This is a genomic window from Rhodococcus sp. NPDC003322 (assembly GCF_053589555.1).
The window spans coordinates 163194-186586 of the sequence record NZ_JBSFSC010000006.1 but is presented as its reverse complement, the minus strand read 5'-3'; the positions used below and the strand labels follow the sequence as shown (position 1 = coordinate 186586).

At 65.2% G+C, this 23393-nt stretch carries 22 protein-coding genes and 2 pseudogenes; 9 read left to right on the top strand and 15 right to left on the bottom strand.

Features of this window, described 5'->3' with window-relative positions; translation table 11 throughout:
• Positions 1–117: 117 nt before the first annotated feature.
• The 7 genes and pseudogenes from ACWDUM_RS23385 to ACWDUM_RS23355 all read left to right on the top strand — a co-directional run.
• Entirely contained in the window at positions 118–885 is a 768-nt protein-coding gene (locus tag ACWDUM_RS23385; protein ID WP_450135821.1) for an IclR family transcriptional regulator, read from the top strand.
• A gap of 336 nt (positions 886–1221) precedes the next feature.
• A complete protein-coding gene (locus ACWDUM_RS23380) occupies positions 1222–2433 on the top strand; it encodes an NADH:flavin oxidoreductase (protein WP_450136027.1) in 1212 nt (403 codons plus the stop codon).
• Positions 2434–2509: 76 nt separating this feature from the next.
• Positions 2510–2968: a DUF3237 family protein gene (locus tag ACWDUM_RS23375; RefSeq protein WP_450136026.1), complete on the top strand. Its 459-nt coding sequence runs from the start codon at positions 2510–2512 to the stop codon at positions 2966–2968.
• Between the two features lie 11 nt (positions 2969–2979).
• A complete protein-coding gene (locus tag ACWDUM_RS23370) occupies positions 2980–3465 on the top strand; it encodes a hypothetical protein (RefSeq protein ID WP_450135820.1) in 486 nt (161 codons plus the stop codon).
• 59 nt (positions 3466–3524) lie between these two features.
• Positions 3525–3671 (top strand): hypothetical protein, encoded by a 147-nt coding sequence (locus ACWDUM_RS23365; RefSeq protein WP_450135819.1) that lies wholly within the window; start codon positions 3525–3527, stop codon positions 3669–3671.
• A 257-nt stretch (positions 3672–3928) separates the two neighbouring features.
• Positions 3929–4852, top strand: a complete 924-nt coding sequence (gene bphC, locus ACWDUM_RS23360; protein ID WP_450135818.1) for a biphenyl-2,3-diol 1,2-dioxygenase — start codon at positions 3929–3931, stop codon at positions 4850–4852.
• Positions 4853–5421: 569 nt separating this feature from the next.
• A pseudogene (locus tag ACWDUM_RS23355) lies at positions 5422–5514 on the top strand (hypothetical protein); the annotation flags it as partial.
• Between the two features lie 185 nt (positions 5515–5699).
• Here ACWDUM_RS23355 and ACWDUM_RS23350 read toward each other — a convergent pair.
• Positions 5700–7289 carry an FAD-binding protein gene (locus tag ACWDUM_RS23350; RefSeq protein ID WP_450135817.1) on the bottom strand — a complete coding sequence of 530 codons (1590 nt, stop codon included), beginning with the start codon at positions 7287–7289 and terminating at the stop codon, positions 5700–5702.
• 313 nt (positions 7290–7602) lie between these two features.
• Here ACWDUM_RS23350 and ACWDUM_RS23345 point away from each other — a divergent pair, with 313 nt between their 5' ends.
• Positions 7603–8385, top strand: a complete 783-nt coding sequence (locus ACWDUM_RS23345) for an IclR family transcriptional regulator (RefSeq protein WP_450135816.1) — start codon at positions 7603–7605, stop codon at positions 8383–8385.
• A gap of 343 nt (positions 8386–8728) precedes the next feature.
• On the opposite strand, the pseudogene ACWDUM_RS23340 reads toward ACWDUM_RS23345, so the two are convergent.
• The 8 genes and pseudogenes from ACWDUM_RS23340 to ACWDUM_RS23305 all read right to left on the bottom strand — a co-directional run.
• A pseudogene (locus ACWDUM_RS23340) lies at positions 8729–8992 on the bottom strand (response regulator transcription factor); the annotation flags it as partial.
• Positions 8914–9225, bottom strand: a complete 312-nt coding sequence (locus ACWDUM_RS23335; protein ID WP_450135815.1) for a hypothetical protein — start codon at positions 9223–9225, stop codon at positions 8914–8916. The gene ACWDUM_RS23335 and the pseudogene ACWDUM_RS23340, both read right to left, overlap by 79 nt.
• Positions 9226–9417: 192 nt before the next feature.
• Complete coding sequence (locus ACWDUM_RS23330) at positions 9418–10254, bottom strand: mycofactocin-coupled SDR family oxidoreductase (protein ID WP_450135814.1); 837 nt, start codon at positions 10252–10254, stop codon at positions 9418–9420.
• A 73-nt stretch (positions 10255–10327) separates the two neighbouring features.
• On the bottom strand, positions 10328–10825 hold the full coding sequence (locus ACWDUM_RS23325) for a nuclear transport factor 2 family protein (protein ID WP_450135813.1): 498 nt from the start codon (positions 10823–10825) through the stop codon (positions 10328–10330).
• On the bottom strand, positions 10825–11718 hold the full coding sequence (locus ACWDUM_RS23320; RefSeq protein WP_450135812.1) for an SDR family NAD(P)-dependent oxidoreductase: 894 nt from the start codon (positions 11716–11718) through the stop codon (positions 10825–10827). Before ACWDUM_RS23320 ends, ACWDUM_RS23325 begins: the two co-directional genes overlap by 1 nt.
• Before the next feature lie 46 nt (positions 11719–11764).
• Positions 11765–12628: an N-acyl homoserine lactonase family protein gene (locus ACWDUM_RS23315; RefSeq protein WP_450135811.1), complete on the bottom strand. Its 864-nt coding sequence runs from the start codon at positions 12626–12628 to the stop codon at positions 11765–11767.
• Between the two features lie 100 nt (positions 12629–12728).
• Entirely contained in the window at positions 12729–13952 is a 1224-nt protein-coding gene (locus ACWDUM_RS23310; protein WP_450135810.1) for an ABC transporter substrate-binding protein, read from the bottom strand.
• Positions 13953–14231: 279 nt separating this feature from the next.
• A complete protein-coding gene (locus ACWDUM_RS23305; RefSeq protein WP_450135809.1) occupies positions 14232–16793 on the bottom strand; it encodes a CoA transferase in 2562 nt (853 codons plus the stop codon).
• A 191-nt stretch (positions 16794–16984) separates the two neighbouring features.
• On the opposite strand from ACWDUM_RS23305, the gene ACWDUM_RS23300 reads away from it, so the two are divergent.
• Entirely contained in the window at positions 16985–17746 is a 762-nt protein-coding gene (locus ACWDUM_RS23300; RefSeq protein WP_450135808.1) for an SDR family oxidoreductase, read from the top strand.
• A 74-nt stretch (positions 17747–17820) separates the two neighbouring features.
• On the opposite strand, the gene ACWDUM_RS23295 is transcribed toward ACWDUM_RS23300, so the two are convergent.
• From ACWDUM_RS23295 to ACWDUM_RS23270, 6 genes are all read right to left on the bottom strand, one after another.
• Positions 17821–19365, bottom strand: a complete 1545-nt coding sequence (locus ACWDUM_RS23295; protein ID WP_450135807.1) for an MFS transporter — start codon at positions 19363–19365, stop codon at positions 17821–17823.
• Between the two features lie 263 nt (positions 19366–19628).
• Positions 19629–20312: a hypothetical protein gene (locus tag ACWDUM_RS23290; protein WP_450135806.1), complete on the bottom strand. Its 684-nt coding sequence runs from the start codon at positions 20310–20312 to the stop codon at positions 19629–19631.
• Positions 20313–20412: 100 nt separating this feature from the next.
• Entirely contained in the window at positions 20413–21183 is a 771-nt protein-coding gene (locus ACWDUM_RS23285) for an SDR family NAD(P)-dependent oxidoreductase (RefSeq protein ID WP_450135805.1), read from the bottom strand.
• Between the two features lie 43 nt (positions 21184–21226).
• Positions 21227–21664 (bottom strand): nuclear transport factor 2 family protein, encoded by a 438-nt coding sequence (locus ACWDUM_RS23280; RefSeq protein WP_450135804.1) that lies wholly within the window; start codon positions 21662–21664, stop codon positions 21227–21229.
• A gap of 115 nt (positions 21665–21779) precedes the next feature.
• Positions 21780–22223, bottom strand: a complete 444-nt coding sequence (locus tag ACWDUM_RS23275; protein ID WP_450135803.1) for a Zn-ribbon domain-containing OB-fold protein — start codon at positions 22221–22223, stop codon at positions 21780–21782.
• On the bottom strand, positions 22220–23308 hold the full coding sequence (locus ACWDUM_RS23270) for a thiolase C-terminal domain-containing protein (protein WP_450135802.1): 1089 nt from the start codon (positions 23306–23308) through the stop codon (positions 22220–22222). The genes ACWDUM_RS23275 and ACWDUM_RS23270 overlap by 4 nt, the downstream gene beginning before the upstream one ends.
• Between the last annotated feature and the right edge of the window lie 85 nt (positions 23309–23393).

Below are 23393 nucleotides of genomic sequence, written 5' to 3'. Positions count from 1 at the left end.
GGTGGCGTAGTGTGGCACACTTCCAGCCTGGAACAACCACTTGAACGGCTATTCCATTCTGGAATAGCCGCGGCGGTGCTTCACGGATTCGGGAGAATGTCCATGACTGTCGACACCTTGATCGCGACCGACGACACCCCTTCCAGCGTGCTCGATCGGGTGGCACTGTTGCTCAGCGCCTTCGATGACGAGTCGTCGCTGACCCTGTCCGAGATCGTCGACCGCACCGGCCTACCACGCTCGTCGATCCACCGGATGCTCAACCGGCTCGTGATGCTCCAGTGGCTGCGACGCACCGACCGCAACTACCAACTCGGACGCCGATTCATAGAGCTCGGATCCCTGGCGCGCGAACAGGACACCCTTCATCGTGTCGCGCTGCCCCTCATGCACGAACTGCACCGCATCACCGGCATGGTCGTTCACCTCGGCATCCTCGACGGATGCGACGTGGTCTATATCGAGAAGGTCGGCGGCATCCTCGGAACCACGGTGCCGACGCGAGCAGGTAGTCGATTCCCCGCGAGTCGCTCGGCCCTCGGCAGGGCACTGCTCGCGTATGTGAATACCGACACCGGTCCCGAATGTCGGACCGAGAGCCTTGCCGCGGTCAGAGAGAACGGTATTGCGGTGGAGAGCGGACAGGTGCTGCGTGGATTCAGTTGCCTGGCCGCACCGATCGGCCCTCCGGGTGAGCCGGTGGCCGCGATCTCCATCTGCGGACCGAGCCCGCGAATGAAATTCGATCACCAGTCCGCCGGTCCCGTCAGAATGACGGCGGGAGCGGTCTGGCGCAATCTCAATCACGGCCCCCGGTCCGCCGATACCCGCCGAGTCAACAGTTCGCTGCAGGCGCTTCCTTCCACCGCCGACGCTCGGGGCTGAGCCCAGGCGGACAACCAGGCATCACCACACCACCTCGAGCCCACCACATCGGCTGGCGTATTCAACTGAACATGCTTCATTACAACAACATTCATATTCGCTGGCGAAGAGTTCACCCCTCCCATCCAACGCTTCGGGACCACTTCCACCCAACGGGAATCTTTCTCGCCCGGTGTGCGCAGATGCTGGAATCCTGATGGGACGTACCACGCGCGACAGCCCCCTCGCCGCTGGTACCCCGAGAATTTGCGATCGGCCGAGGACTGGCTAGCGCAATCCCTTCTACCGTCCGGACCGGCCACCTCGACGGGCCAGAGACTGAAAGACGAGTGTTTCATGGATGTTTGGGATCAGTTCAAGCTTGGACCCATCACTCTGAAGAACCGGATCATCAAGGCAGCAACCTTCGAGGGAGCCGCACCGGACGGCGTGGTAACCGACCGCCTGATCGAATTCCATCGCGAGATGGCGGCAGGCGGGGTAGCGATGACTACCGTCGCCTACTGCGCCGTCTCGCCCGGTGGACGAATCCACAAGGACTGCCTCATCCTCGACGAGGCCACGTTACCCGGCTTGCAAAGGCTCACCGAGGCGGTTCACGCAGAGGGCGCGAAGGTCAGCGCCCAGATCGGACATGCCGGCCTGGTCGCCAGCCCGCAGTCGAACGGCGTTCCGAGCGTTGCCCCGAGTTCCCAGCTCAGCCTGGTCGCGCAGGCATACATGCGCGGTGCAACGGAGCAGGACTTGCAGACCGTCATCGAGGACTACGAGCGCGCGACCCGTGTAGCGGTAGAGGCGGGGTTCGACTGCGTCGAGGTTCACATCGGACACAACTACCTGCTCAGTTCCTTCCTCAGCCCCAACCTGAACAAGCGGAAGGACAAGTACGGCGGCGATATCGAGAACCGGGCGCGGTTCCCCCGCGAGGTGTTGCGCCGGGTGCGCGCCGCCGCAGGTGACTCGATTGCCGTGATCGCGAAGCTCAACATGACCGACGGCGTCCCGAAGGGTCTGTGGCTCAACGACAGCATCCCGTTCGCGAAGATGCTCGAAGAGGACGGTTCGGTCGACGCACTGGAACTCACCGCAGGCAGCTCACTGCTCAACAGCATGTACCTCTTCCGTGGCGACGTGCCGCTGGCCCAGATCTCGAGCCTCATGACGGGCATCAAGAAGATCGGGATCAAATTCGTCGGAAAGCAGATGTTCAAGGAGTATCCGTACGAGGACCTGTTCCTGATGCCACTCGCCCGTCAGTTCCGGGAAGCACTGAACATCCCGATCATCCTCCTCGGCGGTGTGACGTCGCTGGCGAATATCGACACCGCACTCAGCGAGGGATTCGAACTCGTCGCAATGGGCCGAACGTTGCTCCGCGACCCCAACCTGATCAACAACATGCAGGCGGGCAGCACCCACTCGAGCACATGTATTCACTGCAACCGGTGCATGGTCGGCTCACTCGACCCGAACGGAACGAGTTGCCCGGTTCGCGACGCCATGCCGGCGTCGACGACCGGACCCACCCTGCCGCTGTCGACGGTGTGATCATCCGCCGATGTCACCGTGATTCGCGGCCGGTGACGGGACGGTCGGAATCAACAGATCAGATCGAGGAGTTGTGATGTCACTGCGATTGGAATCGCTGGGGACCCTCGTAGTTCACATCGACCAATCTTGGCGGGTCGAGAATGGACCCATTGCGGTCCGATCCTGCTCGAGCTTCAAGCAGGTCGTCTGGGAGTCCCCGCTGTTCACCGCGCGTTCGGTGTGGGCCAACGGAGAGTATCTTCAGGGCGATCACGTCGCCGAACCGAACATTCGCATCATGTTCAAGACGGACGACGACTCATCCTTCTATCTCAGTTATGGCGCACGCACCGATCTACCGACACACCATCTGGGTAAGTCCCCGGTGATCATGACCGGACGGATAGAGGCGGGCGAGACGAACCCGAAATACAACTGGCTCAATCGCACTCAGATTGTCGGGCACGGCATGCTCGATGTGGACGCCGGCACCCAGTCCTATCAGATCTCAGTCCTGCGGTGGGACGGAGACACAGGACCTCGGTTCCGGTGAAGGGCCAATCGGTGAAACTCTCGGTGAGCCGGGTCGTCGACGAGGCGAACAGGGTGCGCGTGATCGATCTTGTCTGCGCGCCCGCCGAGCACGCAGAGAAGTTTGCCTACCGGTCTGGGCAGGCGGTCTCCGTGCTGCACTCGAACTCCGACGCACGCAGCGAACGAACCTTCTTCCTGTCCAGTTCGCCCGAGTGTGATCGGTTCATCCAGTTCGTCGTTCCCGAGGCCTACGCCACCGCAGCGAACCTGCACTCAATCGCTGCAGGAGATGTTCTCGAGGTTGCTCTGTGCGACGGATTCTTTCCGGTAGACCCACACATCGATCTGGCAATGTTCGCCCAAGGTTCCGGAATCGCGCCGCTGATCTCGATCACGAAGTCCCATCTTGCATCTGGAACCTCGAAGTTGGTGCTCTTTACGCGAACTCCTGCTCGTCATCGGTACTGTTCCACCGTGAGTTGCAGTTTCTCGCCGAAGACCATCCTGACCGGCTGACCGTTTTTCATCTACTCGAGGACCTGCAAGGGACCCTCGATCCCACACAGTTCGAGTCGATGGCAAGTCCGTATCGCGACCGCGAGATCTACGTGTGCGGCGAACGCGGATTCACCGAGACGCTCGCGACCGCACTGAGGGGCCTCAATGTCCCGGCCGGGCGGATACACGTGGTGCAGCTTCCGGGCCCGGCCCCCGTCGTGTGATCGTCCATGTCCTGCTTCCACCGAACGGGAAGCACCGTTGGAATACTCGACGGATCCGCTTTACATGTAGGCACATTCGACCTCGAACGCAGGCGGCAGAGGTGCATCGTGGCTGATGATGCTCCCCCGCTGTGTCGCCCGCGACGATGCCGGATCAATCAAAGCGTATCGACACTCCGTCGCAGGCCGAACCGAGCCCCGGGGTGAACGTCGCGTGAAGCTCACCGACTGATACGCGACGAGCAAAGGAGACACACATGACTGACAACCACTCGACCCTGATCAAGGGGCTCGGGTATGTCCGGGTCCAGACCACCGAATTGGATGTCTGGCGCACGTTCGCACTCGAGGTACTCGGCTTTGCCGAGGGGACAGGTCCTGATCCGGACGGACTATATCTCCGAGTCGATGAACGGTCCCATCGCATCGCAGTCGTGCCCGGCACGGACGACCGTGTGACGGAGGTGGGATGGGAGGTCGCCGATCCTGCAGCCCTGGAGAGTGTCGAACGCAGCCTCGCAGCTGCCTCGGTGCCGTACAAGCGTCTTTCACAGAGCGAGGTCGACGAGCGGCGTGTCCGGGACGCCATCACTTTTGTCGATCCCGGCGGCACGACGGTCGAGATCTTTCACGGCGCCGTGTTGGACCACAGCCCCGTGGTCACGCCGTACGGAGCCACCTTCATCACCGGTGACCAGGGACTGGGTCACGTGGTGCTTCCCGCACCCGACACACCGGCCGCCTTCGCGTTCTATACCGAAGTGCTCGGGTTCTACCCGCGTGGGTCGTTCCGTCTTCCGGGCGACGAAGGGTCGGCCGTCTCGCGCTTCGAGTTCCTGGGAGTGAACGAACGTCACCACAGCCTCGCGTTGGCACCGGTGGTCCGGCTGCAGGATCCGGGGCTGATTCACATCATGGTGGAGGTTGACACGCTCGACGCCGTCGGACAGGCCTATGACCGGGTGAAGGCAGCCGGCTACCCGATCACATCCACCCTGGGCCGGCACACCAACGACAAGATGGTCTCGTTCTACGTTCGCGCACCGGGCGGGTGGGACCTCGAGTTCGGGACAGGCGGGCGGCGGGTCGACCAGAGTTCGTACTCCACCGAGGAGATCACGGCGGACAGCTACTGGGGCCATCACCAGGCCGGCCTGATGCCGAAGGCCATGTTGCCGTAGCGGACTTCCGCCCTCTGCGGAATCGAATCGATGTTGAACGAGACGAGATCATGCTGAACAAAGTGACGTGCTCGACGTGCTCATCTGAGCTCCTGGTGGAGAAGTACAGTGCCGAACACACCAGCATCCAGTGGGCCGGACCATCCCGTCGGTGCCCGGAGCTGGCGAGACAGAGCCAGGTCGAATCCGGTGCCCTCACCCGAACGTGCGCCACACTGCGCCGCCGGATCGACGAGTTGGTCTCGGATGGGAAGATCCCGATCTCGGCACGCACTTATCCCGTACCAGGGCGGGTGGACCAGGTGATGTGATCGCAGCGCCGCCCGCCGCGGACGACTGGCACCTCGCTCCCAAGCGGTGCCCACCTTCCCCGAAATGCCGTGTGGCCAGTAGATCTGGGCCACACGGCATTGTGGTCTTGCTGTCCCGCGGCCTGCAATCCCCACCCGCTTCGCTTCCTTCCCGTTCCCCGCCTGGGAGTGGGAAGGAAGCGGCATGTGCGCAAACATCCCGTATGCATGCCGGGTACCGCCCATCGCATGAACGTGAGAATCGAAACCTCGCACAGCCGTGAGATCGTCGACAATGTCGTCGATCTCACGGCCCACTTCCACTACGTCCATTTCGCGATGCCGGAGTACTTCGTCAACGTCGACGAGGGCGCTGCCCGCATCCGGGCCACGCCATCGGTTCCGGCTTCGTGCAGTGGAGATCTGGAAGGCAGCAGCCCACAGGGTGGGCGCCGGCAGACCTCGGTTGAAGGACCTCGACTTCGACCCCATATGGGATACCCCGACAGACCGTCGCCTGCCGGGGTATCCCATGCCTGTTCTGCGGTGACCGGAGGTCAGGAACCGACTGCGGCGTCCTCGCTGACAGTGAAGGCATCTGTAGCGAGCATCGCGTTCACCGCCCGGTAAGCGAACACCATTCCGGAGCCGATCGGCGTACCCGGTCCCGGGTAGACGTTGCCGGCGACCGACGATGCGGAGCCGCCCACTGCGTACAACCCGTTGATGGTGTTTCCATCGGTGTCACGAACCTCAGCGGAGGCGCCGGTGACGGCACCGCCCTTCGTGCCGAGATCGCTCAGAACAACTCGCACGGCACGGAAGGGACCGTGCTCGATCGGGATGAGCTGGGAGTTCGGGCCCTCGCCCTGACCGAAATGCAGATCGTAGTCGTCCTCGCCGCGGTGGAACTCCGTGTCGATGCCGATGCTCGCGTTCTTGTTGAACAGCTCGATCGTCTCGCGGAGCCCGTCCACCGAAACGCCGATCTCGGCGGCGAGCCCTTCGACAGTGTCTGCGCTTCGCAGGTAGGGGGTTCCGACGAACTCGTCCACAACGAGACTGGGGACGCAGACGCCGGGCGCATCCTCCTTGCTGGAGTCGAAGACCCACCAGAACTCGCTGTCCTGGCCGAACTCTCGAACCTTCGCCAACATGTTGTGCCCGGCCTGGTCGTACGGCATCGACTCGTTGGTGAAGCGTCGTCCGTCGGGCCCGACGAAGATTCCACCGCGAACGATCGGCAGGAACGCCGCCCGGCCGTTCGGGAAGAGAATGCCCGGGCACCACCATGCCTCGTCCAGCAGATCCACAGCCGCACCCACTGCTTGAAGCGCCTCGAGCGCATCACCCGTGTTGCCACCGGGCGGGCACGACGTCCAGTTGGTGGTGGGCACGTCGTGCAGTTCCCTGCGGCGCACCGGATCGTTGTCGTATCCGCCTGCGCCGACCAGAACGCCGCGGCGCGCACGGACCGTCTGGCCGCCGGCTGCCACGACACCGACGACCGTGTCACCCTCACGAACGAGCGACTCCATCGGGCTTTCGACTCGGATCTCGGCGTTGCCGGTCTTGTCCAACGCAAGGAGCAGCTGGCCGATCAGCGACTGCCCCCCCGTGAGCACGTCACGGGGCTCGTCCACGTCGAACTTGTCGGCGCCGGTCGTCGGACGGAGGTACTCGAGCCCGGCACCGAGGGAGCTTCCTTCGATCGGGCTGGGGCAGATCGACCGCCCTGTCGGCTTGGCCCGCCCCGGCGCATCGTAGTAGTCGGGGAACGGCAGGTACTGGAACTCGAGCCCCCTGTCCTCGAGGAACTCCACCACCTCTGCGCCGGTGCCGACGAATGCCTCCTGGACGTCGCTCGGCGTGCGATCGCCGACGACCGACTTCAAGTAGGTCAAACCAGCTTCCGCACTGTCGTCCACCCCGGAGCGAGCCAATACCCGATTACCTGGAAACCACAGACCCGCGCCCGCATAAGCACAGGTACCGCCCAGGTGTCGTGTCTTCTCGAGTACCAGAACGCTCAGTCCGTTCACGGCGGCGGTGAACGCTCCGGTGAGCGCAGCGGCACCCGATCCGACAACGACCACATCGACCTCGGCCGGCAGGACCGTCGAGGTGTCAACGACAGGTACTGGCATGGCAACTTCCTCCAGATTCGAATTGATGCGACCAATTCTGGCCGATGACAGGCTATTTCGACTTCCCGGAATCGACCTTGACAACTTCTCGCTGAGCGGGAAGACCACGACGCCGGCACTCTCCTCATCGTCACCGATGGATGAGCCACACGGCACCGGTGGGCGAAGCTGTGACCAGCGACAGGCGAACCCTCCCCTGTGCCTCACTTCACAAACCGACAGAGCTGTGACACACTTCCATTCCGGAACACCTAACTGACCACACTCTTCCAGTCTGGAAGTTTTCGGTTCGGTGATTCGTTCAGGTCAGGAGATGCTCATGACAACAAATGCGACACTGCTCACCGAGGAGTCGCCCTCCAGCGTCCTCGATCGCGTGGCACTGATTCTCAGCGCCTTCGAAGACGGGGAATCGCTCACCCTGTCCGCGATCGTCGATCGCACCGGTATCCCGCGGTCCTCGATCCACAGGATGCTCAACCGCCTGGTGATGCTGCAATGGCTGCGCCGAACCGACCGCACCTATCAACTCGGATTCCGGTTCATCGAATTGGGCTCCCTGGCACTACAGCAGGACACACTCCATCGGGCGGCACAGCCGCTCATGCACGAACTCCATCGGATCACCGGCATGGTCGTACACCTCGGCGTGCTGGATGGACACGACGTGGTGTACGTCGAGAAGATCGGCGGCGTGCTGGGAACCAGCGTACCGACACGGGTCGGAGGGCGCCTGCCGGCCTGCAAATCCGCCGTCGGCCGGGCCCTGCTGGCCTTCGCGAACTCCGCATCGGACGACCACCGGCCAGAGTTGACCCGGGTGCGTGAGAGCGGAATCGCGATGGAAAGCGGTGAGGCTCTGCGCGGTTTCAGCTGCCTTGCCGCGCCGATCGGCCCGCCCGGCAGGCCGGTCGCAGCCATTTCCATTTGCGGGCCCTCGCCTCGCATGCATCTCGATCACCGCGCCGCAGCCCCGGTCCGGATGGCTGCCGGCGCCATCTGGCAGACCATGAGCCAACGCCCACGCTCGACTGACACCCGCCGCCGTCTCACCGCACTCCAGGTCCTCCCCTCAGCCGCTTCAGTTGCCGAGTGAATGCGCAACGAGTTGGAGCCCCGTGCCGACGACAAGTCAGACAGGACATGACAATGACATCTCAACTCACCGTGAACCGACGGCCGAGCGCGCTCCTTCGGCACTCCACCATTGGGCACACCGACCGAGCCACCCAGCGTCGGCTCCACCATGCGGGCAGCGAAACACAAAGGGACGCCGCAGAGTTCATCACGTTTGCCGTGACCTGGGCCCCTTACGAGCTCCCTGCGGCGGAAGTGTTCGTCAGATTCGGAATGTCTACGCAACGGTTCACCGAACGACTGTGGGATCTGGTGCACCACTTCGGAAGTGACGACCGTACGCTGACCATCCTGCACCACGCCTATTCGCCTGCGGAACAACGCGCCATGTGACTGGCCCGAAGCCGGCACGCCCATGTGCCACTGGACGAGCCAGGAGGCCAGGCACTCCTCTGCTCGACGATCCACACCGCAAGCTGTGCGCGAGACGAGAACCCCAGCTTGGACATTCCGTGCTCGACGTGACCGTGCACGGTCCGGCGCGAGATCACCAGGCGTGCGGCGATCGCCCTGTTGGTGAGGCCCTCGGCCACGAGCTCCGCCACCCCGCGCACACGCTTGGCCAGGAGCGTCGCCGCTCCGCGCTGGCCGAATCGATGCGCGTCCGCACACCCGAGGCGAAGTTCTTCTCGAAGTCTTCTTGGTGTGCACGTCCGACGAACTCGGCGACGTCGGACGAGACCCCCAGTTCGCGGAGATCAGGAATCGGCGTGGCGGTGATCCAGATGAACTGGGCGACCACGTCCTCGCGCTCATACCACTCGAACACGGTATGGCCGGTGAAAGCTGCTAACAGCACGGACCTTTCATCTCACCAATGCGCTCGAACTCCACACCGGTCGACGTGAACCGAACATCACCTCCGGATCTCGGGAGATGCCTGATCCGAGTCGAGGGACCGATCAGAACTGCTCGGTCAACTGCCGATCCGAGCAGTTGTCGTCAGGAACGTATCCGCGCGGATCGCGCGCACCGCCCGAAGTAGCACAGGTCAGCCTGTCACGCGTGCGGCGTTGCCTGCGTCGATCGGCAGAACCATCCCGCTGATGTGGGCGCTGCCGTCTGCCGCGAGGAAGAGAACGGCGCGGGTGATCTCGAACGGATCGAGCCATGGGACCGGCTGGGCGTGCAAACTCTGGAAAATCGGGGCGACATCGTCGATCGAGGGCTCGTCGAGGTCTGGCCGCATGACAGAGTATTGCGCCGTGTTGTGGATCATGGGGGTCGAGACGTTGCCTGGAGCAATCGCATTCACCGTGATTCCGTGCTGCGCGAGGTCCAGTGCGGCGCTTTTCGTCGCGCCGATGACACCCCACTTCGACGCGGAGTACGCAACCACCCCGGTGGTCCCGGCCCGTCCCAACATCGACGAGATCGTGACGATTCGTCCGTAACCGCGCTCGATCATGCCGGGTGAGACGGCACCGATCGTATTGAAGACACCGGTCAGATTCGATCCGATAACTTCGTTCCACTGCGCGGAGGTCATCGACTGGACGGGTTCCATCAGCGCGACACCGGCATTCGCCACGGCGATGTCGATGCGGCCGAACTCGGATTCGGCCCGGCGCACCAGCTCGTCCATCCCCGGCCGGTCCGCCGTGTCGGCCTTCACCGCGATGCAGCGCGCACCCGTCGCCTCCACCAGACGGACGGTTTCGGCCAGGTCTTCCTCCGTCGCGAGCGGATAGCCGATCACCTCATTGTCCTCACACCGGTCACAGATGACGATGTCGGCACCACGGTCAGCGAACGCGATCGCATGTGACCGGCCCTGTCCCCGTGCCGCACCCGTGATCAGTGCGACCCTGCCCTCGAATTCCTTCATACCGTTCCTCTCTCGCAGCCCAGCTCGATCGAATTACCTGTGCACGTCGCATTCGGTCAGCACAGTCACCACGTCAACGAGGTCCCAGAACGGTGCGGTCGCCGATCTCGTGATGCACCTCGAGGACCAGTTCGCTGACCCGCCAACCGGCAGTGGTCCGACGAAAGTCGAGCCGATAGACGCCGAAGCACTCGTACGGGACGAGCCCGGCCCGCTCACCGGCCCCGAAGTGACAGACACGGGCCTTGCACACCGTTTGTGCCGTGTCGCCGTCGATGGTGACACAGAGGTTCCCCATCAGATGCTGAGTCGGCCCGCACCCGTCCAGGTTGGAGCGAATCAGCCGAACGATGGCTGCCCGCCCGACGATCGGAGGGTCGCTCCGGTCACCGTAGTGAGCGACCGCGTCCCCGGCGAAGAACTCGTCGAGAAGAGGCCAGTTCCGATCGTCGAGTGCATATGCATAACGATTGGCAACAATCGTGACGTCCGCTTGATCACCCTCCGACACAACGATTGCCGAGCGCGGATCACACGATCGATCCTGTGCCCGATCCGCACTCGGACGCATCACTCCTCCACTACGCCGGCCATCGCGGGAGCGACCTGGGCCAGCTCGTCGACGGTCCAGCGACCGGCCTTGCGGACCATCCGGCTACCGGTGACGTCGAGCGGGTTGGAGTAGAAGATCACGTCGCCGCCGGCGGCGTACACGATCTTGCCGCTGATGTCCGCTGCTTCAGGGGTGCTCAGGTAGGCCACGATCGGTGCAACGTCGTCAGGCTCCATCGACTCCGCGGCAGGCACGCCGCCGAGCCGGCGGGGCTTGAGCCCGGGGAAGAGCTGTGTCGCCGCACTGGGCAACAGGGAGTTCACCGTGATACCCGTATCCCAGGTCTCGATGGCGAGAGTCGTCGTCAATCCGAGAATTCCCGCCTTCGCGGCGGCGTACGCCGTGCTCGCCGGCTTGCTGGCCGGCGACTCCTTCTTGCTGGCCGGGACCTGGAAGAACGCGGCCCGGGAACTGACGGTGACGATGCGGCCGTAGTTCTGCTCGAGCATGTGAGGCAGCGCGGCCTTGCAACTGAGGAAGTGGCCGCGCAGGTGGAGGTTCATCAGCGAGTCCCACTGCTCGACGGCCAGGTCCTGGAGCTTGCCGTAGACGGCGTTGCCGGCGCAGGTCACCAGGATGTCGAGCCTGCCGAACCGCTCGATCGTGGCATCCACCATCGCCTGCGAGCCCTCGCTCGTCGTGACATCCTCCGCCAACGCCAGCGCCGCACTGCCGAGGGCCTCGATATCCTTGGCCGTCACGTCCGCCGCCCGCACGCCGGCATCATCCACGTACACGTCGTCGATGGCCACCGACGCGCCCTGCTCGGCGAGGGCGAGCGCGATGCTCCGGCCCAATCCGCGTCCGCCGCCGGTGATCAGTGCAACCTGTCCGTCAAGTGTCTTGCTCATCAGAAGTTCCCTCTCGATTGTGATATTCGGATAGATGTGCCCGGTGCTAGGCCGTGGCAGTGGCTGCGGCGACCAGTGCGAGCAGCGCCCCACCGCCGTCGTCGATCGTCCGCTCGCCGAAGTCGGGGCCGACCTTGGAGTCGTGCGCGGGCACCACCGTCGCACCGGCCGCCTCCAGCGCACGGAGTCGCTCGTATGACCGGTACATGTCGGGGACGTCAACGACGATGGCGACGGGCCGGTCCAGACGCCAGGTGTCGTAGAAGGCCCCGGCATCGGACGCCAGGACCACCCGCTCGCCTCCCTCGGTGTCCACCACGAGCCCCTGCAGACCCGCGGTGTGCCCGGGAAGGAGGATCACCTCCAGTCCGGGAGCCAGCACGGTGTCACCGTCGAGGAGCCGGATCCGGCCCTCGCGGTCGACCTGCTGCAACTGCTCGAGGTAGTGCTGCGAGAAGTTGGAGGCGAACTGGCCCCGCACGCTCATCGGGCCGTAAGCGAACTCCCACTCCGCACGCTGAACGAAAACCTCGGCGTTCGGGAACAGGTCGATGTTGCCGCAGTGGTCGTAGTGCAGGTGGGAGAGGACGACGGTCCGAATGTCGTCCGTCGAGATTCCGAGTTCCTCGAGCCCACGGGCGATGGGCATCGGGGTGGCGTGGGTTCGCCGGCTGGCCTCACCCGCATCGAAACCGGTGTCGAACAGCACAACTCCCCCGGGTGTCTCGATCACCCAGTAGAAGAAGTCGTAGGTGATCGGTCCGTCCGGCTCGCGGTACGTGTAGTACAACCCGTACGTGCTCGACAACTTCGATGTCGCCGTCGAGTACTTGACCGCGTGCACCGCCGTCGGCCTCGCACCGTCGACCGAACGCCCACTGGCGACACCGGATTCGTGATGTGGTGACATTTCCTGGTTCTCCTACTCCCTCTGGGCGGTTGGCTGCCGAGTCGTCACACGCGACCGAAGTACACGTCCCTGAGGATCGCGCGCTGTCGTCGATGCCGGATCAGGAGGCGCCATTGGCCGGGTTGCCGAACTGGCCGTTCACGATTCCACCGGGTGCGATGAACTTCAGCTCGTCCTGCGTCGGGTTCGGACCGTGGTCCTCGGCCGTGAAGTGGTACCGCGACACAAAGGCCGTCTTCGCGTTCTCCTGCACCTCATCTACTTCGAGTGCCCGCGCCAACTGCTCGGCATCGGTGGTGGTGCCTGCCTTCCGCGCGGCCGCCGCCACGAGCGGAAACGCGTCGTAGTTCGACGCCAGCAGAAGCGTCGACGGGATGGCACCCAGCGAGGCCATGGTGTCGACCATCTTGTTCACCGCCGCGTTGCCCGAGTCGTACACCGTGCTCGTCAGGACCTGTGTGACGAGATTCTTCACTTCGGGCGTGCCGAGGACGCCGTTCGGGGGCTCCTTGGTGATCAGCGAGCTGCTCGAGACCGACGGGTTGCCGATCAGCGGCACATCCCAGCTCAATCGCTGCAGGCTCTGCAGGATGTACCCCAGCGGCGCACCGTATGCATCGAGCGCGATCGCCTTGGCGCCGGCGTTCTTGAGCGACTGCAGCTGCGCCGTCATGTCAAGGGCCGTGTACTCGTACTCCTCGTTGCCCGCCTGCTTCAGCCCGGCTTCGTCGAGCTCGGACGCCATCTCGGCGCCGAACAACTCGCCGTAGGCGGTGCTGCCGTGGATGACGCCGATGTCGTTGTAGCCCTTCGCCTTCGCGTGGCCGACGATGCCACGAGCATGGTCCCCCGCGACCGTCGTGATGTCGAAATTGAGCGGGAACTTCGCCGGGTCGTCCGAATCCGCGGTCGGACCGACGTTGAACGAGAGGATGTCGTTCTGGTTCAGGATCGGGAGGACCGCCGAGCTCACCGACGACGGACCCGAGTTCAGGTAGAGGTCGGGCTTCTGCGAGTTGATCGCCTTGCGGAGTTCCGTGACAGCCTTCGTCGGATCACCGCCGTCGTCGACGACTGTCAGTTCGATCCGCCGTCCGTCGATTCCGCCCGCCTCGTTCTGCACCTGCGCGCCGGCCTTTGCCGCGAGGATCGACGTCTGGGCATTCGCGGCCAGCTCGCCCTGCGCGCTGATACCGCCGGTGAGGAGGACCCGATAGGGCTGGTCACCGGACGCGGCTTCATCGGAGTCCGTGCTTCCGCAACCGGTCAACACGACGGTGCACACGCTGACGGCCACAACGGATGTACGACGGAGCGATCCCATGAATCGTCCTTCCTCGGTGATTCTCGCGACGTGCGATGCGGACCGACCGGGACGCGCCCGGACCGTCCGTTCTCTCCCGCCGCGGTGATCCGGGCGGCTGTGTGTCCGTCAACGTATCGAGCGTCACGTCCGTCGCCCAAACGAAACTTCCTCTGAGCGGGAACGCCCGACCCGACACTCGGGGATGGTCGAGATAGGTTGGGTAGCAACAAATACGGCGAGGCCAGAGCGGAATACCGCTCGGGCCTCGCCCTGTCGACGGATCGGGTCGCGACAGGCTCAGATGACCCCGTCCTCGCGCAGTCGCGCGATCTCGGTGGTCGGGTACCCGAGTATCTCCCCCAGGACGTACTCGTTGTCCTCGCCATAGCAGGGGGCGCCGCGGTCGATCAGCCCACCGACGTGCGCCGGCGACTCACTCATCTTCGCCGGGAAACCGGCGACCGGCCAGCGGCCGATCTTGGTGCCAGTCACCTCGGTCAGCCAGTCCAGCTCCGCAAGCTGCGGATCGGACTCGCACCGATCCTCAGCCGTCTGGCACACGCCTGCCGCGACACCGGCCTTCTGCAGTCGATGCATCAGTTCGTAGCGGTCCTGGCCCGCGGTCCACGACGACAGCAGACGATCGAGTTCGTCCTGGCGCGCGATCCGGCCCGCGAGGGTGGCGAACCGCGGGTCGCGGCACCACTCCTCGTCACCGGCCACCGTCGTCAGTGCCGCCCAGTCGGCATCGTCGAAGCACGCGATCGCGATCCACCGGTCCACCCCGGCGGCCGGGTAGATACCGTGCGGAGCCGCGGGCTTGTTCGGGGAGCGGTTGCCGGTGCGCTGCCAGGTGGCGCCGTTCGCAGTGTGGTCGAGCATCGCCAGGCCGGACAGGAAGATTCCGGTCTCGGTCTGCGATGCGTCGATCCACTGACCGCGCCCGGTCTCGTCCCGGTAGTGCAGGGCCGACATCATCGCGACCGAGAAGCTGTACGCACCGATCCAGTCGAGATACGAGTAGCCCCAGCCTGCGGGCATCGCGGGCGACTCCAGCCCGGACATCTCCGTCAGCCCTGACAGCGCTGCCGCAATCGGGCCGACAGCGCGGAACTTGCCGTATGTGCCCGCGGTACCCATCCCCGACTGCTGCGCGTAGATGATGTCCGGCTTGATCGCACGGAGCTCGTCGTATCCGAGCCCCCACTTCTCCATGACACCCGGAGAAAAGCCCTCCGCCACGATGTCGGAGACGGCCACGAGTTCCCGGGCGATCTTCAGCCCGTCGGGATGGCGGACGTTGAGCGAGAGCCCGCGCTTCCCGGGATTCTTGTTGTTGAACTGGCCACCCATGTCACTGTCCGTGACGCCGGGGAGCGGTCCGGTGGCCGCGGCGCGGGCTTCCCGGCCACCGATGGGTGCCATGGCGCCCATACGGGTGTCGGGGTTCGCGGCCCACTCGACCTTGATGCACTCCGCACCTAGGGCCGAGAGGAATCGGGTACCACCGGCGGAGGCGAGGAACCACGTGAAGTCCAGGATCCGGATCCCGTCGAGTGCCATCGGCTTGCCGTGAACCGACCGGCGTCCACGGTGCCACTTGGGCGCGGCCTTCGGCTCCCGGGGAGCGGTGAACTCGGCGACGGTGTCGGCGTCCTCGTTGAGCAGGGGCGCGCGTCGGCCCGGCCGCCACGAGGTCTCCGAGGAGAGCCACTTGCTGGTGACGTAGGTGAACTTCTCGCCATGCTCGGGATGCTCGACCTCACTGAAGGTCTTGCGGGCCTGCCAGTGCGGGTCCTCGAGGTTCTCCTCGGGCTTGCGGATGGGCACACAGATGATGCCGGCCTCCTGCGCCTCGCGCCAGGGGGCGGTCTCGTAGCTGAAGCGCCGGAAGAGTCGCTGCACCACCTCGACGACGTGGTTGTGGGCCTCGCTCGCGGCTTCGCTGCCCGGGATCGCCCGTCCACCCCCGCCTCCGGCGGAGTCCTCGACCACCAGGTCGGCTGCCATTCCGTACTTCTCGAGGAACCGCACCAGGTTGGTGCGGTCGTTCTTCCCGATCAGCAGGAGAACGAACCAGCGACCGTCCTTCGTGTGCACGAGATTGGTTCCGGTCGAGATCTTCTCACCCGCGTGCACCGCGGTCTGCCGGTGCAGCGGCGCGTGCCGCATGACCCAGTTCATCAGGTCGAGTTCGGTGTTCTTCGCGGTGGCGTCGTGCACCGCACACGACACGATCTGACCGTCCCCGGACTGCTGACGGTAGACCAGTGCACCCAGGATCGAGATGAGCAGCTGCTCGCTCGCCACGTGGTAGGCGTGCCACTGCTGCGGTGCGATCGGAGGGAGGTCGTAGGTGCCGTCGGGCTGCGGCGAGTATCCGCAGTTCATCGTCTGTCCGCCGAGCGCCAGGTGCACGAGGTCCGAGCCGCGATAGTCTCGCCACGGCCCGCTCTCCCCGAAGGGGGTCATCCGGGCGATGACCAGGCTAGGGAACTCGGCGCGCAGAGCCTCCGGATCGATGCCCAGCGCACGCTGGGCGATCCGCTCCCGTGGCGGCCGGGAGTCAACCAGCACGTCCGCGTTCGCGAGAAGTTCCCGCAGCGCGTTCGCGCCGTCGACCGTCTCCAGATCGAGGACGACGGACCGCTTGCCGCGGTTGTAGTTCCAGAAGTGGAGCGACGCCTCGGGGTCGGGGGTGCCTCCGTGGAACGGCCCGATCTCCCGCGTCGGACTGCCTCCCGGCGGCTCCACCTTGAGTACGTCGGCGCCGAGCCCGGCGAGCACCAGCCCGCAGTACTCCGCCTGTTCGTCGGCGATCTCGACGACCCGGATCGAGGAGAGGAGGTGAGCGTCCATGGTCACAGAACTTTAGTCTCCAGCCTGTTTGTCTGTCAATGAAAGTGGCTCCACTACAGCGGGTTACAAGGCAAGGACAGGCCGTTCATCCGGCAACGTCCACTGGCCGGAAGCGTCGCGTGATTTTTCCCTTCGTGCGCGGTACAACCGCGCACGAAGGAGTATTCACCGAGATCGGGAAGCAGGACATCGTGGACAGATTGCAGGAAAAGGTCGCCCTCGTCACCGGTGGCGCATCGGGCATCGGGGCCGCCACGTGCCGGGCCTTCGTACGCGAGGGCGCACAGGTACTGATCGCGGACGTCGCCGACGGGGCCGGCCGGGCGCTGGCGGAGGACCTGGGACCGAGCGCGACATTCGTCCACCTCGACGTCACCGACGACGTGCAGTGGCGCGACGTGGTGCATGTTGCGCGAGAACGGTTCGGCCGGCTGAACATCCTGGTCAACGCCGCGGGCATTCTGCGCGCCGCACCGCTCGACGCCTACGACCGCGCCGCCTGGGACCTGACCATCGCGATCAACCTGACTGGCCCCTTCATCGGTATGTCGGTCGCCGTGGAACTGCTCGAGCAGTCCCGGCCGTCGTCCGTCGTCAACATCTCCTCGTACGCCGGAATCCGTGGTGTGGCCGGTCAACCTGCCTACACCGCGTCGAAGTTCGGCCTCACCGGACTCACCAAGTCGGCAGCGATCGAACTGGCCGATCGGGGCGTGCGGGTCAACTCCGTGCATCCGGGCGGCGTCCGGACACCGATGATCGCCGCGGCACTCGAAGCCGCCGCGGAGTTCCTCGACGGAGCCACGAGCACACTGATCCGCCCGGCCGAACCGGATGAGATCTCCTCGCTCATCACGTATCTCGCGAGCGACGAGTCGAGCTACTCCACCGGCGCCGAGTTCGTCGTCGACGGCGGCATGAGTGCCGGAATGTCGCCGGCCTCACCGGTCTGATCACCCGACAGCTCGGGCCGGTGGGGGGATCGACTGCCCGATCCACCCACCGGCCCGGCGCATTCAGCTGGAGATCAACTCGGTGCGAGGACCTGCTCCCCATCCTCCCTGTGCACAGCGGACCGCAGCTCATCCGGCACGCTCACCTGCTCGATCCGACGCGGAAGCAGGTAGGCGATGAGCGCACCGAGCACCGCCACAGCCGCGACGATGAAGAAGGCGATCTGATAGCCCGTCTCCTCGTAGAACACATATCCCTGGGTGACATCCGGCGACAGCGGCGCGATGTACGAATTGTTCATCACCGCGAACGCGATCACCGGCAGAACCGCGGGGAAGATCGCCTGCGACACTCCGACCACGCTCGCGCTGCTCGCCTGCAGCTCCGGCGGGACCGCCTCGATGAGGAGGTTGGGGATCACCGCGAACCCCATGCCCATGCCGAACCCGAACAGCGCCGCCAGCACGATCAGCAGGGGCTTGTTGTCCAGCGCGAATGCGACCAGTACGGCGAATACCCCGGTGATGAGCATGCTGGCGATCATCAGCAGTCTCGGCCTCATGTCACGGCCGACGAGCGTGCCGACGACCAGACCGCCGATCACGAGCATCAGTCCGATCGGAGCCTGAAAGACCGCGTACCCCTCGGCGCTGACGCCGAAGCCGTAGCCCAGACCGAGAGCCGCCGGCGTCATGGCCATCATCGGCATGATCACCGTGAACAGGCCGGTCGTGCCATAGCAGAGACCCGCACCCAGCGTGGTCAGAAAGACAGGGCGCCGACCGAGAACACGGAGATCGATCAGAGGCTCACGCACGACCCGCGCGGACACGTACCAGGCGCCGATGAGCACGAGCCCACCCACCAGGTAGGACAGAGTCGATCCGTTCGTCCAGCCCCAGGACGGACCGAAGCTCACCGCGACGAGGACACCCGCGATGCCGCCACCCAACAGGATCGCTCCCACGAGATCCAGCCGGGTACGCAACCGCAGACTCGACTCCGGAGTGGTCAGCGCAATCGCCGGGCCGAGCACCAAGAGACCGATCGCCATGAACCAGAAGACCCCGCGGAACCCGTAGCTGTCGATCATCCACCCCGACAGGAACGGGGCTGCGATCGAGATGAGGCCCAGGCCACTTGTGGTGATGGAGACGGCGAGTGCGATCGTCCGCTTCGGGAAGACGTCACGGATCAGCGAGTAGCTGAGGAACAGGCAGGGGATCAGCAGGCCCGACAGCGCACGCCCCGCCACTACGAGGGCGAAACTCGGCGCGATCGCCGACACGACCGCACCCGCGCCGGCGAGCAGGACGCAGGCGAGCATCATCAACCGCTTGCCGTACATGTCCGCGAGTTTGCCGACCAGGGGCGAGACGACCGCTCCCACCAGCGAGTTCGCGGTCAGCAACCAGGCACCCTGCGTGGTCTGGAAGTGGGCTGACAAGGACGGAACCGCCGTCGACACCATCATGTAGCTGACCGACAACAGTTCGATCACGAGCACGATCGCCGCCAGAGACAGCCCCAGCCTCAGAGACCAGCCTTCGTCCGCCGCTCGATCGTCGGGTGGGGTGTTCGGCAACGTCGTGCTGCTGTCACTCGGATTGGTGACCATTCGAGATCCTTTCAGCCTCGACCGCGGCGTCGACCACACCGGCCACGGGAGGAATCGTCAGGGGGATGCAACCACACCTGGGACCACCAGGGCGTCGCCTGCATCACACCAACCCGACCACCGTGTCGCCACTCACACTTCCACCCAGTGGGAGTGTGAGTAAGATTCCCGTCCCAAACCCGATAAATCACCGAAATACGCAACGCAATAACGTCTTTCGCGGCACCACGAATCCCGGCCGAGGCTCTGGATCCCGGTGCAGGTCACCTCTCGTCGGCGTCGGCAATCGCCTCGAGTTCGGCGAGAAGCTCCGCCGAGTTACGCAGTTCGTTCTCATAGCCGCGCCGGCAGTACTGCATCACACTGCGATGCCATGCCGTGCGCACCCTGAGCACCTGCAGATCATCCGAGTCCGTGTCCTCCGTCCGGGCGGATTCGCGCTCCCCGAGCCGATCGCGACTCGAGTCGATCTCCTCGTCGAGGGCCGTCAACTCGCCCTCGACGTGCTCGATGTGCCGCTTCAGTGCCTGTAGGACCTGGTGCGCGTTGTCCGCCCGGCGCCCGAGCCAGAGCCGCAGGATGACGGCGTTCTTGATCACGAGGGGGTCGAAGTCGGGCCGTTCGGCCCACTCCGCCAGCGCCTTCGAGCCGAGGTCGGTGATCCGGTACTTCATGGTCCGTTTCACCCTGCCCTGCGGCACCACCCTGGAATCGACGTATCCGAGATCGTCGAGCCTGTTGAGTTCCCGCCGGACGTGACTGAGCGCGGGAGCCCAGTAGAAGTGCCGCAGCTGCTGATGCCCACGGTCCTGGACCTCGACAGCCGTGGACCATTCGTTCGGGGACAGCAGGCCGAGGGTCGCGTACCCGGTCAGCGGAAGGGACTCGGTGATGTCACCTCCGGCCTCCGTGGAGACCGCGGCGCGCGGGGAGGGTCGCTTTGCCATCGTCAATCGATTCCTCTTCCGTCGATGCCGCCGCTACCGAACCCGATCGCTCGAGATCCGCGACCCATCGTAGCAACCCGAGCCCTGACGAAATCGCCGGTCAGACGCCGTAGCCACCGTCGATGTCCAGTTTCTGACCGGTGACGAAGTTCGCCCGATCGGACGCGAGGTAGAGGACCGCCTCCGCAATGTCCGCGGCATAGCCGAATCGGCGCAGCGGGATGTTTGCCTTCGTCACCTCGAGGGCGCGTTCGTCGAGCTCCCCGGACGAGATCAGCCGATCGGCCATGCCGTCGACCAGCATGCCCGGTCCCACGCTGTTGAACCGAACGCCGAAGCGGCCTTCCTCCGCCGCAAACGCCCGCACGAGCGACTCGACCGCAGCCTTCGGTCCGGCCGACATCCCGTCGCGGACCGGGTACCGGCTCGTTGCCGCAGTGGTCACCGCAACCACGGAGCCTTCCGACCGCCGCAGTGCCGGCAACGCCGCGGACACCAGATTGAAGAACGCCTTCACCTCGGCGTCCACCGCCGTGCCGAACTGCTCCGGCGACACCTTCGACAGGTGGGTCATCGGGATATGGGGGCCTGCCGCGTGCACCACAGTGTGCACGCCACCGAACTGTTCGGACACCGCCTCGACCCAGCGTGCGGTCGCCGCCGCGTCCGCCAGATCGAGCGAGTCCGCCCGCACTGTCGACCCGAGGTTCACGATCTCCGAGCTGAGCTTCTCGGCGGCCTCCTGGCGGCTGTGGAAGGTGAATGCCACATTGCTACTCGCCTGGGCGAACTTCCTGCAGATTTCGGCGCCGATTCCACCGGTACCACCGGTGACGATCACTGCGCCGCGGCCGCTCTCGGTTTCTGACATTGGGGCCTCACCCTTCTCGAAACTGATTGAATGGACGTCGCCGTCAGCTCGTGCTGATTCGGCGATGTGCGAGCACCCAGCCCTGCGGGGTGCGCACGAACCGGTCGCGGTACACACCGCTCGACCGGATCGCAGGAGTACCGGGGAGCCCGGTCACGAAGTGCCAGTAGGCCATCGAGGTGGCCGACTCCCCGTCCGCGTTGGGTGTCACCGAAATGTTGGTGACCACATGGAGCGTTCCGGTACCAGGACCCTGGAGTCCACTCTCCCGCCGCTCCCGGGCACCGGTGAGCGCGTCTCCGCGGCCTCGCCGCACCTGGGCCGGCAGATTGTTGGCCTCGACGCCCGGGTACTCCCACACGACGTCCTCGGCGAGAAGCGCGCCGTACTCTTCGAGTGTCCCGAAGTCCGCAGCCTGGGCCAGCCGGGCGTACAGGCTGGCCACGAGCGTGATTTGTGCAGCCTGCTCGATGTCGTTCACCGATACGACCTCTCTCATCTTCGTCGGAGTCCCGAACCGGGACGGTTGTGCGGCCCACCGCAACGGCGGGTGTATCCGTCCCGCTGGACTGATACACCCGCCGATCGCACCGAATTCAGGACGGCGCCAGCTTCCACTGCAGCAGCCGTACCGGGTCCTGGCCAACCCGTTCCAGGGGCGCCGTCCAGCAACCGACCACCTGTCGGCCGATCCGGACCTCGTCGGCAGCCGCGTCGAGGACGTTGCCGACGATGCGGACGTGCGGGTGCGCCTCGAGCTCGACGATGACGACGTTGTACGGCACCCTGTCCACGAGCAGCGGGTGCGTCGCGTGGTGAACGATCGTGTGGCTGCTGATCACCCCGCGCGCGGCGGTCTCGACGTAGTCGAATTCCATACCGCCGCAGGAGAAGCAGAAGTCGCCCGGCGGATGCTGGACGGACCGGCACGCCTTGCACGTCTGCACGGCGAGCGTTCCGCTGGTGTGGAATGCCCGGCTGAACTCGGTGACCTCCGGTACCGGAAATCCGTCGGGGAGGTACCGCGCTTTGTCACTCATGATCGCTCCCGAGAGAACAGGATCGCGCTGCCGGGCGGAGTGCCCGGGCCGGCGACGGACAGACTCAGATCGACTGCGGGAACCTGGTTGACGGATTCCCCACGCACCTGGCGCACGGCCTCGTTCACGAGTTGGAGGCCGTGGATGTACGCCTCGGCGAGGTTGCCGCCACTGGTGTTGATCGGCAGGCCGCCGTTGCGGCCCTGCAACCGGCCGTCGGCGACGAAGTCCGCGACCTCGTCGGGCTTGCAGAAGCCGACGTCGGCGATCGCCATCAGGGTGGTTCCGGTGAAGTTCTCGTAGAACTGGGCCACGTCGATGTCCTCGGGTCGGACACCGGCCCGCTTCCACAGATCCTCGCCGATGGTGCGGTATCGGCCGCTCGGGTAGGCGTCGTCGTTGAACGCCCAGTACCCCCCGTGCGGCTCCATCCCGCTGGCCGCGGCACGGATGTACGCCGGCGGCTTCGCAAGGTCGGCGGCTCGATCGGCGGTGGTCACCACGACCGCGCACGCCCCGTCGCTCTCCTGACAGCAGTCGTAGAGGTGGAACGGCTCGGCGATCCACCGGGAGTCGTGGTACTTCTCGCGGGTGAGCGGCCTGCCGTACATGATGGCCCGGGGATTGTTCTGCGCGTGCGCATAGGACGCGAGCGCGATCTCCGCCAGGGCGTCCTGCGAGATCCCGTGGTCATGCATGTATTTCGTCGACAGGATCGCGTTGAACGCGACGGGTGCACCGAGACCGTAGGGCACCCTGTACGCGGCCTCACCGGAGGCGATTGCCGCGCTGTGACTCTGGCCGTACCGCACCTCCTGCTTCAGTGCCCGGTACACCACGACATTGGTGGCGTAGCCGGCACTGACCGCCGCATCGGCGAGCGAAACGGCGGCGGCGCCGAGATTGCCGCCGCCGCTCGTCGGGCTCGCCGAGAAGCGAAGGTTGTCGATGCCGAGCCAGGCAGCCAGGTTGGCCGAATTCATCGACCGGCTGTCGAGCGGCGTGGTGAACGTGACGAGGCCGTCGATGTCGGCCATCGTCAGACCGGCATCCTCGACAGCTTTCCGTACAGCGGTGGCCGCCATCTGGGCCACCGTGTGGGGCGAGCGTCCCGGCCGGTGGTACGCCGATTCACCCACTCCGACGACCGCAGTCTTTCCGAACACTGTG